Origin of the sequence: Paenibacillus yonginensis, from assembly GCF_001685395.1 — a bacterium.
In the GTDB taxonomy this organism is placed as follows: Bacteria; Bacillota; Bacilli; order Paenibacillales; family Paenibacillaceae; genus Fontibacillus; species Fontibacillus yonginensis.
In genome coordinates, this window is record NZ_CP014167.1 from 847,704 (window position 1) to 862,353 (window position 14,650).

The following is a 14,650-nucleotide window of genomic DNA, read 5'->3' on the forward strand; positions in this document are numbered from 1 at the left end:
TTCTAGGATGAGCAACAAAATCGGCGTGCTGGTCATGTCTTACGGGACTCCGGCGAGCATGGACCAGATCGAAGCTTATTACACTCACATCAGAAGAGGCAATCGCCCGACAGAGGAGCAGCTGAAGGAGCTGACCGACCGCTATCAAGCGATTGTCGGCGGCGTTTTTCCGCTCAGAGCCAATACGGATCATCAGGCCGAGTCTCTGCAGCAGGCCTTGAACCAGCTGACAGCAGAGGGGCGCGCAGATGCTGAATTCGTCTGTTATCAGGGCTTGAAGCATGCAGCGCCTTTCATTGAAGATGGCGTGGAGCAAATGGCTAAAGACGGCATTAAGGAGGCTGTCGGCATCGTGCTGGCGCCTCATTATTCCGTGATGAGCGTAGGCGGATATATCAAACGGGCAGAAGCTAAAGCGCAGGAGCATGGCATCGTCATGAAGTTCGTGAAGGAATACCATTTGAATCCTTCGCTCATCGAAGCGATCGGCCGTAAGGTTTCAGCCAAGCTGGACCAGTTCGAGGAAGCAGGTGCCCAACGCGACCAGGTCCGCGTGCTGTTCAGCGCGCACAGCCTGCCTGCCAGAATTCTGGAGATGGGGGACCCTTACCAGGATCAGCTGCTGGAAACGTCCAAAGCGGTTGCTGATAAGCTGGGTATCGAACATTGGCAGTTCACCTGGCAGAGCGCTGGACGTACGTCTGAGCCTTGGCTTGGCCCGGACATTCTGGATACCCTCAAATCGTTAAGCACGGAGCAGGTAGAAGATGTGCTGGTGGTGCCGGTCGGATTCGTGTCCGACCACCTGGAAGTGCTTTATGATCTGGACATTGAAGCCAAAGCGATTGCCAAAGAGCTGGATATGCGTCTTGAACGCATTGAAATGCTGAATAGCGATCCGCTTTATATCCGTGCGTTGTGCGAGTCAATTACCGCTGTATTGGAAAAGGGATGATCGGGGATGAGTGGGGCTTCTCCAAGCCGTGTTGTTATTGTCGGGGGAGGACTGACCGGGTTGACCGCAGCGTTCTATATCCGGAAATTCTACCGGGAGAAAGGGCTGCGTCCTGTTATTACCGTTCTGGAAAAAAAGCAAGGTGATGGGCGGCAAAATTGAATCGCTGCACCGTGACGGGTTTGTGATCGAGAAAGGGCCGGATTCCTTCCTGGCCCGGAAAACAGCGATGATCGACCTCGCCAAAGAACTCGAAATTGATCATGAGCTTGTGCAGCAGAATCCGAATTCCAAGAAGACGTATATCGTCAGCCGCGACCGGCTGCATCCAATGCCCGGCGGTCTTCTGTTAGGGATCCCTACGGAGCTGAAGCCTTTCCTGAAGACCGGATTGATCTCCGGTACGGCCAAGCTGCGGGCGCTGATGGACTTTTTGATTCCGGCCCGCAAAGGCTACGGGGATGAGTCCCTGGGGGATTTCATTGAACGCAGACTCGGAACCGAGGTGCTTGAGAACGTTACTGAACCGCTGCTGGCCGGCATTTATGCCGGGGATACGCGTAACCTCAGCCTTCAAGCTACCTTCCCGCAGTTCCGGGAAGTGGAGAAGAGCTACGGCAGCCTGATCCGGGGGATGATGACCGGACGCAAGCCGGCTGAAACCCATACAGGCACGAAACGCAGCGCTTTCCTGACGTTCCGTCAAGGGCTGCAGAGCTTGATTCATGGGTTGATCTATGAATTGGACGATGTCGAGCTTCGTACGGAAAGCGAAGCCGTCTCCTTTACCCGGACGGCGGATGGCGCCTATGAGGTGATGCTTGCAGGGGGCGATCAGCTTTATGCCGATCAAATGGTCGTTACCTCGCCGGCTTTTGCTGCGGCATCTTTCCTCCGCGGTCATATAGACACGTCGGCGCTTGAAGCTGTTAATTATGTGTCGGTAGCCAATGTGGTGCTGGCCTTCGACAAAGCCGGTTTCGGCGAAGAGTTCGAGGGTTCAGGGTTTCTCGTTCCGCGCAAGGAGAAACGCAACATTACCGCCTGCACGTGGACCTCGACCAAATGGCTGCATACCAGCCCGGATGATAAAGTTCTTCTGCGGTGTTATGTCGGGCGCTCCGGTGAAGAAGAGAACGTATTTCTGCCGGATGAGTCGCTCACACAGCTTGTCCTGAAAGACTTGAAGGAATTGATGGGACTAACGGCTAAACCGTTGTTCGCCGAAATTACCCGGTTGCCTAAATCCATGCCGCAATATCCGGTAGGACATCTGGACAATATTGACCGGTTCCAGAAGGAGCTGCGGGACAAACTGCCGGGCGTGTATGCGACCGGAGCGGCTTTCAGAGGGGTTGGCCTGCCCGACTGCATCAAACAGGCCAAGGAGCTGGCTGTAGAGATGGCAGAGCGCCAATAGACAGCCTGCAACCAAACACGACTAAAGAACTGCGTAAATAGAACCCTTTGCTGCGGCGGGGGTTCTATTTGTTCTTGGCGAACTGGTATAATAAAATCAATTTGGTGTATAAGGAGATTGTCCCTTATACGGGATTGAGGAGTGAACCATGTACCCACCTAGATCAGCAAAATATAAACAAGAGAAAAAACAGAAACAGCAGCGGCAAAACAAAGTCTGGATGATCATCAACCTTACGCTTATTGTCGCCGTCTGCTTAGTTGGACTTTATATCTATTACAGCTCGGATAATCCTACGTCAGCCAATCCGGATGCGGCCGCGGCCGGTGACCTTGGGTTGAATCCCTCGAATGCCGGATCGGCCGGCGGGGAAGGATTCTCTTCTGCTTCAGAGACTGGACAGGGATCAGCGGCTTCGAATCCTCAGCATGGCGATTCTTCTGCCGGGGATTCCGCTTCACCGTCTGTGAACCCGGAACCAGGAACAGGAACGGCGACTGGAGCGGGTAAAGAAGACGCCTCATCGGCTGACTTGGCCACAGCGGGAAGCTCGGGCGTTCAGCCTGCCAATTCTTCTGCCGGTGGAGCAGTGCCTGTTAATGAAGAGCCTTCAGTGGTGCTGCATTTTGGCGGGGATACCTTGTTCTCCGGCAAGGTCGAGGCTAAACTAGAGAAGACCGGTTATGATTATCCGTTTCAATACGTCAGCCGATTGTTTCAGCAGGATGATTTGACCCTGCTTAATCTGGAGACCCCAATCACTCATGGCGGCGTCGGAGCCGAAGATAAACAATATGTATTCAAATCTTCGCCCAAGGCGCTAAATGCGATGGCGCAGGCCGGCGTTGACGCCGTAAACCTGGCCAATAACCATACGCTGGATCAAGGGGTGGAGGGCTTGCTGGATACGCTGGATCACTTAAAAAACGCCGGCATTGCTTCGGTCGGAGCGGGTGCCGATGCCGATCAGGCTTATGCCCCTCAATATTTTGAACGCAAGGGCATACGTATTGCCGTGTTTGGCTTCAGCCGTGTCCTTCCGAAAGCGGATTGGGCGGCCGGAGCCGGCAAACCGGGCATCGCCGGCGTTTATGATGCTACGCGGGCAATAGCGGCCATCAAACAGGCCCGCCAACAGGCTGATCTCGTCATTGTGATTGCCCATTGGGGCAAAGAGCGCGTACAGCAGGTTGAGGACTCGCAAACGAAGCTGGCCCGCAGTTTCGTTGATGCCGGAGCCGATCTGGTCGTCGGCGGACATCCTCATGTGCTGCAGGGCCTGGAGCAATATAAAGGAAAATGGATTGCCTACAGTACGGGCAACTTTATTTTCACCCGCTCTTCCAACGAGAAGACTTGGGAGACCGCGGTGTTCGAAGCCCGCTGCAGCAAGTCGGGCGCGTGCAGTATGAAGCTTATTCCTTATACCGCCGAATTGGGGCAGCCGGTCCCTATGAATGCGGAGGACGGAGCCAAACTGCTTCAAGAGATTCAATCCTTGTCTCCAGGGGTAACCGTTGACATGGCAGGAAATGCGGCAGCGTCATGAGGAGCGCCGGTTCCTGTACAGAACATAGATTAAAGGGTTATTGGTGACGATAAATTTTGGAGAGGAACAAGCTTTCAAGTCGCCGTCCCTGCCGAAGGGAGCGATCGGAAATGAACCGATATTGCGCCGCTCACCGGGGGTATTCCGGTGTAGCGCCAGAGAATACAATGGCCGCAGTCCGTATGGCTATGGAAGAGCCTTGTGTAACCTGGATGGAAGTCGATGTTCAGCTGTCCAAGGATGGGGTTCCCGTCATCTTTCATGATTATTCGGTGAACCGCACGACCAATGGGCGTGGAGCGGTTCGGGAGAAGACGTTCGCCGAGTTAAGGAAGCTGGATGCCGGCAGCTGGAAGTCGCCTTTTTACGCCGGTGAAAAAATTATAACGCTGGATGAGCTTTTGGATACCGTTAAAGGAAGATTGAAGCTGAACCTCGAAATTAAAACCCAGGAAGGCATGTATCCCGGCCTGGAGAACAAAATGATCGATGCCGTAAGAAGCAGGAACATGCAGGATGATGTTGTCATGACTTCCTTTGATGTTGCCGCGCTGGGCAAAGTCAAATTCGAGGATCCCGGCATACAAACCGGGCTGATTACAGACCGCCAGACGCCGGAGCTCTTCCGGAGACTGAAGGATCTGGGCTGCAATTTCTTATCCATGGCGCACCGGAAGATTGACGAAAGACTGGTTGCTGAGGCCGGAAGGAGAAAGATTCAGATAATGGCTTGGACGGTGGACCGGCCCAAATCCATGCTTAGGCTTGCAGCACTTGATCGGAACATTCTGATCTGCACCAACAGACCGGGCATCTTCCGGGAGACTTTTATTGAAACTGAGGCAATCAAGCCGAAACGAAAATGGTGGAGACTGGGAGGCAGATAAGAATGGGAATCCAAAATGTATATTGCGTCGGAAGAAATTATAAGCTGCATGCGGAGGAGCTCGGCAATGACGTGCCTACAGAGCCGATGATTTTCCTTAAACCAAGCCATGCGGTAGTGAAAGCTGATGGACAAGTGCTGGAAATGCCGGCGGGACGGGGCGAAATTCATTATGAAACAGAGCTTGTCATCCGGATTGGCCGGCCTTATGAGAAGGGGATTGACATCCAGGAGCTTGTGGACGTAGCGGCGCTCGGCATTGATTTTACTTTGCGGGATGTACAGAACGTTTTGAAGAAGAAAGGCCAGCCGTGGACGGCAGCCAAAGGCTTCCGGAATTCCGCGCCGGTCACCTCTTATTTTGCTTTGCCGGATAAAGAAGAGCTGGAAAGCAAAGATTTTACGCTGCTCCTGAACGGTCAGGAAGTGCAAAGAGGAAATGTCAAAAATATGATTTTCTCCCTGCAGACCATCGTCGATTATATCGCCGAGCATTATGGACTGGGCGAAGGCGATCTGATCTTTACAGGAACCCCTGAAGGCGTGGGCCCCGTAGCAGCAGGCGACAAGCTTGAGCTGGCCTGGGACGGGACGGTCCTTGGCTCTTGCCTGATTGGCAGCAAGGAGAATTAAGCGGTGCTGCACTGGCTGATCGGGTTTGCCGGGGCGGCAGTTGTAGCCGGTCTCGCTTACGTCAAACGTTCCTTATCCCTGTCGGGGCTGATCGCGGCGGTTATCATGGGAACGATTTATTATGGAGCAGGCAGCGCTTTCTGGTTCGGCACTCTGCTCTTCTTTTTTATAACAGGGACTTTGTTGTCCAGATGGAAAAAAGACCGCAAAGACGATTTGGAGAAATCGTATGCCAAAACCGGAAGGCGGGACGCCGGCCAGGTTCTGGCCAACGGCGGATTGGGCATGCTGATTTGCTTGGGTTATGTCGCAGCACCAAACGTGCTGTGGGTTTACGGATTTGTTGGCGTGATGGCTACGGTAACGTCCGATACCTGGGCGACAGAACTCGGCGGGCTGAGCAGGAAGCCGCCGCGTTCCGTGCTGACTGGCCGGGTGGTGCCTAAAGGGACATCCGGCGGAGTATCACTCGCGGGCAATACCGCCGCATTAGCCGGAGGTTTGTGCATCGGGCTGGCCGCCTGGCTGCTGATCCGGCTGGGCGGGGATTTCATGGGTACAGGCGCAGCGGACGGGGCGTTGTCGCTTCCCGGGCTGCTGCTGCTTGGGGCGGCAGGCGGTTTTGTGGGCGCGATGGCCGATTCCGTGCTGGGAGCTACGGTTCAGAAGATGTACCGCTGCCTGGTCTGCGGGCAAATCGTCGAGGTCGAGCGGCATTGCGGGCATGAAACGGAACGTTACCGTGGCCTTCCATGGATGACCAATGATGCTGTAAATTTGATCAGCTCCGCCGTTGGCGGCGGGCTGGCTTTGTGGCTGGGCTGGGGCATTGGCGTTTGACCCGGCCAAGCTTTTTTTCATGGCGTTTCAACGAATACATGTTAGATCAATTCTGCAGATAATTAAGGAGAGGCAATGAATATACTAACGGCTGAAGGGCTATCCAAAAGTTATGGTGAGAAGATTTTATTTGAAGACGCCTCATTTGGGATGGAGGACCAGGATAAAATCGGGCTTGTTGGCGTTAATGGGACGGGCAAGTCGACTTTCCTGAAAGTGATTGCCGGGCTGGACAGTCCGGATGCGGGCAAAGTAGCCGTCAATAATGAGGTTCGCATCCGGTATCTGGCACAGAATCCCGAATATGAGCCGGAAATGACCGTGCTGCAGCAAGTCTTCCGCGGGGAAGGCGAGGAGCTGCGCTGCGTTTATGAATACATGGAGACGCTTAGAGCGCTGGAACAGGGTGGAGACAATGCCGCTCTCCAGGAGAAGCTGGTCCGTCTGGGTCAAACGATGGACCGCCTTCAAGCCTGGCAACTTGAGAGCGAAGCCAAAAGCGTTTTGTCCAAGCTCGGCATTACCGATTTTGATCGGAAAATGAAAGAGCTGTCCGGCGGTCAGCGCAAACGGGTGTCGATGGCCTCCGCGCTGATTCAGCCCTCCGAGCTGCTGATTCTGGACGAGCCGACCAACCATATTGATAATGAATCGGTAGCCTGGCTGGAGCAGTATTTGCAGAAACGCCGCGGCGCGCTGCTGATGATTACGCATGACCGCTATTTTCTGGACCGCGTATGCGATGTGATGCTGGAGCTGGATCAGGGCAAGCTGTACCGTTATGAAGCCAATTACAGCCGCTTTCTGGAGCTGAAGGCCGAACGTGAGGAACGCGAGGCTTCCGCGGAGCAGAAGCGGCAAAACCTGCTGCGCAATGAGCTGGCCTGGATTCGCAGAGGGGCCAAGGCTCGGAGCACCAAGCAGAAAGCGCGGATCGACCGCTTTGAGAAGCTGGTCACGCAGGCGCCGAACCAGAAAGCGGCTTCGCTGGACATGTCGGTGGCCTCATCCCGTCTCGGCCGCAAGATTCTGGAGATTTCCGAGCTGCATTATGAGGTGGGAGGGCGGACTCTGATCAACGAGCTTACTTATACGGCTGTTCCACAGGACCGGGTTGGCATCGTTGGGCCTAACGGCAGCGGCAAATCGACGCTGCTCAACCTGATCGCCGGCAGGCTGCAGCCGGGCAAAGGTTATATTGAGCTGGGGCAGACGGTCAAGCTCGGTTACTACACGCAGGAGCACCAGGAGATGAAACCCGAACAGCGGGTGATCGAATATATCAAGGAAGAAGCTGAGGTTGTAACGACGGCTGACGGATCACGAATTACGGCTTCGCAGATGCTGGAACGATTCCTATTCCCGTCCGCGCTGCAGTGGACACCGATTGGCAAACTTTCAGGAGGGGAGAAACGCCGGCTGTACCTGCTGCGCGTGCTGATGGGCGCGCCAAATGTGCTGCTGCTGGATGAACCGACCAACGATCTGGATATTCAGACGTTAAGCGTGCTGGAGGCTTATCTGGATGAGTTCCCTGGGGCGGTGTTTACGGTGTCCCATGACCGTTTCTTCCTGGACCGTACCGTGGATAAGATCATGGCGTTTGAAGGCGGCGGACGGGTTGCCGTTCATGTCGGCAATTACAGTGAATATGCTGAGCGTACAAGCGGCGCAACTAAAGAGCCCGGTATGCAGGAAAGCGCCGGAGCTGGCGGTGCAAAGGCGAGCGGGGGCAAAAGCAGCAAAGCCGATGGTCAAAGCGATTCTTCGGCCAAGGGCGGCTCCGCCTCGGGCAGCAGCCGGGACTCTTCCAATCCGCGGGGGGAAAAACTGAAGTTCAGTTACAACGAACAGCGCGAATATGAAGCGATAGATGGTCTGGTCGAAGCTGCCGAGAAGGAGCTTGAGCGGCTTGCAGCCGAGATGGAGCTGGCCGCAAGCGACGCCGCCCGGCTGCAGGAGCTGATGCAGCAGCAGCAGGCAGGCGAAGCTGAGCTTGAGCGGCTCATGGAACGCTGGACATACTTGAACGAGCTGGCGGAGCGGATTGAAGCGCAAAAGGGATAACTAGAAGAACAATGCTGAAGATAACACTATAGGCCATGCAAAAGAACCAGCGTCCTGATCAGGAGGCTGGTTCTTTTGTACGGGCAGCTCTTGCGGAAGGTTACTCTGCGTTGGCTGCGGCCGCTTCAGGGGGAAGCAAAACCTCCCGGCCGCCCATATAAGGTCGGAGAGCCTTCGGAATATACACCGAGCCGTCCTCCTGCTGATGGTTCTCAAGCAGCGGGATCAGAATGCGTGGGGCAGCCACGGCCGTATTGTTTAGCGTATGGCAATAACGAAGGCTGCCGTCAGCATCACGATACCGGATGTTCGCGCGCCGTGCCTGGAAATCGCGCAGATTCGACGACGAATGGGTTTCGCCGTAACTGCTGCGGCTTGGCATCCAGGTTTCGATGTCATATTGCTTATAGGTTTTCTGTGACATGTCTCCGGCGCATACGGCCATAACCCGATAGGGCAGCTCAAGCAGCTGCAGAATTTCTTCGGCATTGGCGGTAATTTCCTGGAGGAGCTGCTCCGATATCCGCTCATCGCCCCGGCACAGCACCACCTGCTCCACTTTCGAGAATTGATGAACCCTGTAGAGTCCGGTTGTATCCCGTCCAGCCGAACCAACCTCGCTGCGGAAGCAGACCGAAGCCGAAGCTGCTTTAATCGGTCCGGCAGACAAATCCACCACGTCCCCGCTAAAGTAGCCGATCAGCGGCACTTCCGAGGTTCCGACGAGCCAGCGCTCTTCTCCGCCAACCTTATAGGTCTGATCTTCGCCAAGCGGGAAAAATCCCGTATTCACCATGGCGTCCTGGCCCACCATAAGCGGCACCTCCAGCATTTCAAATCCTTTGCGCTCCAGCACGTCAAGCGCCAGCTGCTGCACGGCCCGCTGCAGCCGGAAGCCGTCCCCCTTCAGGTAATAATGACGGCTGCCGGCCACCTTGACTCCCCGCTCCATATCCAGAATACCGAGCATACGGCCGAGCTCAACATGATCATGCGGCTGGAAAGGGAAGATGGGCGGCTGTCCCCACTGTCTGACGGTTACATTGTCCGCATCCGAGGTTCCTTCAGGCGTATCCTCCGAAACGATGTTGGGGACTAGCAGCAGCAGCCGTTTATATTCGGCATCAGCCTGATTGAACGAAATTTCTGCTTCCTGAAGGCGGATTTTGTTGTCTGCTATTTCTTGTCTTAACGCTGTCGCTGCTGCCTGCCGTCCTTGCCGGATCGAAAGGTGGACTTCTTCGCTAAGTCTGTTTCTGTTTTGTCTTAACTGCTCAAGCTCCGTTAGCAGGGTTCTTCTAACCGCATCCCGTTCCAGCAGTTCCTTGACCGATAGCTTGATGTGTTTGCGATCTGCAGCTGCCTGCACCTCATCCGCATGCTCCCGGATCCATTTCGTGTCCAACATTTCACACCGTCTCCTTTGTCCTGTAAAAATACAAAAAGCGCCCTCGTCTTTTGGGACGAGGAGCGCTTTGGACTCGCGGTGCCACCCAACTTGATCCCGCCTGAAGGGCAGAATCCTCTTGGTTCCGCGATAACGGGCGGTGCCGGTTAACTTAGGAGCGCCGCAAGGCGGGCCATGCGGGCGCTCTTGACGAAAACGCCTCCGAGTTGGATGCTCTTCCTAGGCGTGATCCGGATATAAGGATTTGTTACAGTATAACGAACCCCTAATCGTTTTGCAAGGGGGAGAGCGAGAGTCGAGGGTCAGCAGAACGAAGCTTTCGACTCAGGTTTGGCAGGCGCCGCGTCCTTTGAAGCGTTGTTGTACAGGAGCTAGGCGTTAATATAAGCGCCGAGCAGGCGGGCCGTATTGACGACGGCTTGTTTCGTCGTGCGCTCCATCGCATGGGAAGCATGCACACCGGGGCCGATCAGGGCCGCCCGGATATTGTGGCCGGCCCGCAGGGCGGCTGAGGCGTCCGAACCGTATTGCGGGTAAATATCAACCGCGTAAGGAATATTTTCCTGCTTGGCCAGATCAATCAGTTTGCTCGTCATATGGTAATCATACGGGCCGCTGGAATCCTTGGCGCAGATGGACACATCCGTTTCTTTGCAGGACAGGTCATCTCCCATGCAGCCCATGTCCACGGCGATCATTTCTTCGAGGCCTTCGGGAATATAAGCCGCGCCGTGTCCCACTTCCTCGTAGTTTGAAATCAGCATAACTACATCCCGTTTCGGTGTCCAGCCGCCGTTTGATGCCGCTTCAAGCAGTCCGAACAGGGCGGCCACACTTGCTTTATCGTCGATATGGCGGGATTTCACGAAGCCGCTGTCCGTGATGACAGCCCGGGAATCAAAGGAGATAAAATCGCCATTGTTAATGCCCAGCTTCTGTACATCTTCTTTGCTGTTCACCAGCTCGTCGATGCGGACCTCCATATTTTTCTCCACGCGAGGGAATTCGCGGGCATCCCCATACACGTGAACCGAAGGATGGGTGCTCATGATCGTGCCGGTATAAACCTTGCCGTCCCGGGTGTGAATTTGGCAGTATTCATTTTCGATGCTTTGCATCATAAAGCCGCCCACAGAAGAAATCGCCAGTGTTCCACGCGGCGTGACGGAGCGGACGATGGCTCCTAACGTGTCGACGTGGGCGCTGAGGCAAAGCGGGTTCGTGCTGCTTTCGCCCTTCAGACGGAGAATAGCGCCGCCTTTGGCATTGCGTTCAAACGGAATGCCCAGCTTGTCCGCTTCTTCCTGAATCAATTGGATAATGTGGTGCGTGAAGCCGCTTGGACTTGGGGTATCCAGCAGTTTCTTCAGCAGGGTGATGACGTAGGGTTCATTAATCTTCATAAATGAGCAAACCTCCTATGTAAAATAAATCAGCGTCCGGCTTCCTTGTCCCCGGCACCGGTCAGACCGGACTGGGACGGGCTTCCTTCGTCAGAAGGCGGAACAGAAGCATCGGCAGGGGGGAGCGAATCAGCCGCAGGTTTGTCCAACTCGTAGCCTGTAGCTTCCTGAATGTGTGCGAGTTTGGCATTCAGCTGTTTGATCAGGCGCTGCTGGCGGTAACCGCGGTAAATCCCGAACGCGCCAACGATAATGCCACCGAGCAGCACAGAACCCAGAATCAGCAGAATCAAAGGCAGCTTCACCGAGCCGAACAATAAGTTCACTTCGACCTGTTCGACGTTAATGACGGCAAAAACAGCGGTGATCAGGGCAAAGATCAATGCCAGAATCAAAGACCATTGAATTTTCAATAGAGGAACCTCCTTCTCTCAGGGCGGGCTGCGGCATCCTTAAGATGGCTAACAGCATCTTTAAAAAGTATAAAATCCCTTACCCCGGGGGGCAAGGGATTTATTTAACACCGGTCTAGCCGCGATCACTTCGTCAGCTGTTCCATTTGAGCAATGACATTCTCAAATACGCTCATCGCTTCGCGGATCGGCTGAGGCGAAGACATGTCGACGCCGGCCTTCTTGAGGATGTTGATGGAGTAGTCGCTGCCGCCGCTCTTCAGGAAGCCGAGGTAACGGTCAACAGCAGGCTGGCCTTCTTCAAGAATCTGTTTGGAGAAGCTCGTAGCCGCCGAGAAGCCGGTTGCGTATTTGTATACGTAGAAGCTTCTGTAGAAATGCGGAATGCGGGCCCATTCCATTTCGATATCTTTGTCGACGACCATATCCTCGCCGTGATATTTTTTGTTCAGCTCATAGTAGATCGAAGACAGCTCCTGCGGCGTCATCGACACGCCGGCTTCCGCACGCTCGTGTACGATCTTCTCGAATTCCGCGAACATCGTTTGGCGGAAGACGGTAGTCCGGAACTGATCCGCATAGTAAGTAAGCAGGTACAGCTTTTGTTTCGGATTGTCGGCATGCTTCAGCAAATAGTCCATCAGCAGCGCTTCGTTTGTCGTGGAAGCTACCTCAGCCAGGAAAATCGTATACTGCGCATCCCGGTAAGGCAGGGCTTCGTCCGAGAAATAGGAATGCAGCGCATGGCCCATTTCGTGCGCCAGCGTGAACATGCTGTTCAAATTGTCGTTATGGTTCAGCAGCACATAAGGATGCGTGCCGTAAGCGCCCCAGCTGTAAGCGCCGGTCCGCTTGCCTTCGTTTTCATAAACGTCAATCCAGCGGTTGTTAAAGCCCTCCTGCAGCTTCGAGGAGTAGTTCTCGCCAAGCGGCTTCAAGCCCTCGATGCAAAGCTTCTTCGCTTCTTCATACGAAATGTCCCATTTATACTCTTCGACGAGCGGGGCAAACAAATCATACATATGAAGTTCATCGACGCCGAGCAGCTTCTTGCGCAGCTTCATGTACCGGTGGAGAAGCGGAAGGCTTTCGTGGATCGTGCCGATCAGGTTGTCGTAGACCTCTTTGGAGATGTTGTCCCCGTAAAGCGACATTTCCAGAACGGAAGGGTATTTGCGGGCTTTGGCATAGAAAATATTTTTGGTCACGTTGGCGCTGAGCGTAGCGGCCAGCGTATTTTTTTGTTTGGCATAGGTATCGTATACGGCTTTAAAAGCGCTGCGGCGCACTTCGCGGTCCGGACTTTCCAGGAACTGAATATAGCTGCCGTGGGTCAATTCAACCTCTTGGCCTTCGGCGTTTTTAATTTTAGGGAATTTCATATCCGCGTTGTTCAGCATGCCAAAGATGTTCTGCGGAGCCTGAGAAATGTTGCCGACCTGCGCCAGCAAAGCTTCTTCGGCTTTCGAGAGCACGTGGGCTTTCTCCCGTTTGATCTCCGTCAGGGTGAAGCGGTAGGCTGCAAGGTCCGGGCTGTCGATCAGCTTGTCGAGCTCGGCTTCGGGCAGCGATAAAATTTCCGGCGTCACAAAAGAAAGAGCTTCGCTGACTTCAACGCTCAGCTTTTTAGCTTTCTCGAGCAGCGCTTGGTATGTAGGGTCGGCCGTATCTTCGTCATGGTGCAGATTAGCATATACATACAGCTTCTCTGTAGCCTGACCGAGGCGGTCTTCAAGTTCAAAAATGGCTTTGATCTGCGGGGCGCTGTCCAGCTTGCCCTCAAATTCGGCCACTTTCTTCAAGTCTTTCTTCAGATCCTCATAAGCTTGGTCCCATGCCTTTTGATCGGCGAAAATATCCGACAAATTCCAGGTGTTCTCTTTAGCGACTTCTGAGCGTTTAGGCAATGTACTCACGTTTGGTGCCCTCCTTGAAAGAATATATGAAGACCTGTCATCCCGAACCTCTTGGTCAGCGGAATCCGCCTCCACCGGCATGGATGCCGTCAACAGACAGCAGGCAAGCAGAAGGGGAACAACTTTCCGTCTCTTCATCTCCAGAGCCTACTTTCATTTTTGACTCTAGTATGCTCCGGGTGGCTGTCAATTATTTGGCGGACCGCTCACAAGCGGGGATTTCAGGGGAAAAAACTGATGATAATAAGGACAAAAGCGATAACCACCATAATCAATGAAAACAAGGCCAGCCCGCGTTTGAATTTCGGCGGGATGTTGTTCCGGCTCATCAGAACAACCAGCGCAAGCGCAAAAGCGACAATAACAAAAATCGTAACATCAGAGGAATTCATATCTTTGTTCCTTGACTCCTTCAAAAATAAAATCGTAATTCCTGCAATTGGCCTTTACACTTCCTGAAAAGCTTTCATTAACTCTTCCCACTCCTGCTCGCGCCCGGCAAAATCCTCTTTGGGAAAACGCTGTTGAGCCCAGTTCATCAAAGCCGGACGGCTGAGAAAGGTATGGCATTCTTCGCCCCATTGGTCCGAGATTTCGCGGAGTACCAAGGTTTTGCCCTGGACCTCGACGGTCATCATGTTCCACTTGTCTTTTTTGTAAATCTCATGCTTTTTAATCATCTTGCAAATTCTCCATTCTTTGCTCCTGTTGAGGAGTCTTCATTAAGGGAAATCTTTTTTGTAAAATCATAACCCAGCACCTGCTGGAAAGCAAATAAATCAAGGAGGGAAGACGCTTGTGTTTGGTGCGAAATCCGGGCATGAAGCAAGCTAAGCAAGCGCTTTAAATCCTTCGTTGCATTATGATTGGGGATGGAGTATAATACAGTTATTCGTCCTCGATGACGATATTTTTAGGAGGTTGTTCACTTGAAAGGTACAGTTAAATGGTTCAACGCAGAAAAAGGCTACGGATTCATTCAAGTTGAAGGTGGCGAAGACGTATTCGTACACTTCTCCGCAATCCAAGGCGACGGTTTCAAAACTTTGGACGAAGGTCAAGAAGTTGAATTCGAAATCACTGAAGGCAACCGTGGCCCTCAAGCCGCTAACGTAATCAAATTATAAGAAAGTCTCCGCGTCTAAGCGGATAACTTATAA

13 protein-coding genes and 1 pseudogene are annotated in these 14,650 nt (G+C 53.7%); 8 read left to right on the plus strand and 6 right to left on the minus strand.

What is annotated here, in order from left to right; all coding sequences use genetic code 11:
- The first annotated feature begins 7 nt into the window (after positions 1-7).
- From hemH to AWM70_RS03930, 7 genes and pseudogenes are all read left to right on the plus strand, one after another.
- Complete coding sequence (hemH, locus tag AWM70_RS03900; RefSeq protein WP_068694430.1) at positions 8-955, plus strand: ferrochelatase; 948 nt, start codon at positions 8-10, stop codon at positions 953-955.
- 6 nt (positions 956-961) lie between these two features.
- Positions 962-2,375, plus strand: a pseudogene (hemG, locus tag AWM70_RS03905) (protoporphyrinogen oxidase).
- 148 nt (positions 2,376-2,523) lie between these two features.
- Complete coding sequence (locus AWM70_RS03910; protein ID WP_068694431.1) at positions 2,524-3,924, plus strand: CapA family protein; 1,401 nt, start codon at positions 2,524-2,526, stop codon at positions 3,922-3,924.
- A 110-nt stretch (positions 3,925-4,034) separates the two neighbouring features.
- The gene (locus tag AWM70_RS03915; protein ID WP_068694432.1) at positions 4,035-4,811 is read left to right on the plus strand and encodes a glycerophosphodiester phosphodiesterase; all 777 of its coding nucleotides are present in this window, start codon (positions 4,035-4,037) and stop codon (positions 4,809-4,811) included.
- Positions 4,808-5,443: a fumarylacetoacetate hydrolase family protein gene (locus AWM70_RS03920; RefSeq protein WP_099093133.1), complete on the plus strand. Its 636-nt coding sequence runs from the start codon at positions 4,808-4,810 to the stop codon at positions 5,441-5,443. Before AWM70_RS03915 ends, AWM70_RS03920 begins: the two co-directional genes overlap by 4 nt.
- 6 nt (positions 5,444-5,449) lie before the next feature.
- Positions 5,450-6,283, plus strand: coding sequence for a DUF92 domain-containing protein (locus tag AWM70_RS03925; RefSeq protein ID WP_068700349.1), 834 nt, complete (start codon positions 5,450-5,452; stop codon positions 6,281-6,283).
- 75 nt (positions 6,284-6,358) lie between these two features.
- Positions 6,359-8,350, plus strand: a complete 1,992-nt coding sequence (locus tag AWM70_RS03930) for an ABC-F family ATP-binding cassette domain-containing protein (RefSeq protein WP_068694434.1) — start codon at positions 6,359-6,361, stop codon at positions 8,348-8,350.
- A gap of 100 nt (positions 8,351-8,450) precedes the next feature.
- Here AWM70_RS03930 and serS read toward each other — a convergent pair whose 3' ends face one another.
- The 6 genes from serS to AWM70_RS03955 all read right to left on the minus strand — a co-directional run bounded on the left by serS (position 8,451) and on the right by AWM70_RS03955 (position 14,170).
- Entirely contained in the window at positions 8,451-9,758 is a 1,308-nt protein-coding gene (gene serS / locus AWM70_RS03935; protein ID WP_068694435.1) for a serine--tRNA ligase, read from the minus strand.
- Between the two features lie 371 nt (positions 9,759-10,129).
- Positions 10,130-11,161, minus strand: coding sequence for a M42 family metallopeptidase (locus AWM70_RS03940; protein WP_068694436.1), 1,032 nt, complete (start codon positions 11,159-11,161; stop codon positions 10,130-10,132).
- Between the two features lie 29 nt (positions 11,162-11,190).
- Positions 11,191-11,574 (minus strand): LapA family protein, encoded by a 384-nt coding sequence (locus tag AWM70_RS03945; protein ID WP_068694437.1) that lies wholly within the window; start codon positions 11,572-11,574, stop codon positions 11,191-11,193.
- 125 nt (positions 11,575-11,699) lie between these two features.
- Entirely contained in the window at positions 11,700-13,490 is a 1,791-nt protein-coding gene (gene pepF, locus AWM70_RS03950) for an oligoendopeptidase F (protein WP_068694438.1), read from the minus strand.
- Between the two features lie 221 nt (positions 13,491-13,711).
- Positions 13,712-13,882, minus strand: a complete 171-nt coding sequence (locus tag AWM70_RS23395) for a hypothetical protein (RefSeq protein ID WP_169823396.1) — start codon at positions 13,880-13,882, stop codon at positions 13,712-13,714.
- A 54-nt stretch (positions 13,883-13,936) separates the two neighbouring features.
- The gene (locus AWM70_RS03955; RefSeq protein WP_068694439.1) at positions 13,937-14,170 is read right to left on the minus strand and encodes a hypothetical protein; all 234 of its coding nucleotides are present in this window, start codon (positions 14,168-14,170) and stop codon (positions 13,937-13,939) included.
- 249 nt (positions 14,171-14,419) lie between these two features.
- Here AWM70_RS03955 and AWM70_RS03960 point away from each other — a divergent pair, with 249 nt between their 5' ends.
- Entirely contained in the window at positions 14,420-14,617 is a 198-nt protein-coding gene (locus AWM70_RS03960; RefSeq protein WP_068694440.1) for a cold shock domain-containing protein, read from the plus strand.
- The last annotated feature ends 33 nt before the right edge of the window (positions 14,618-14,650 follow it).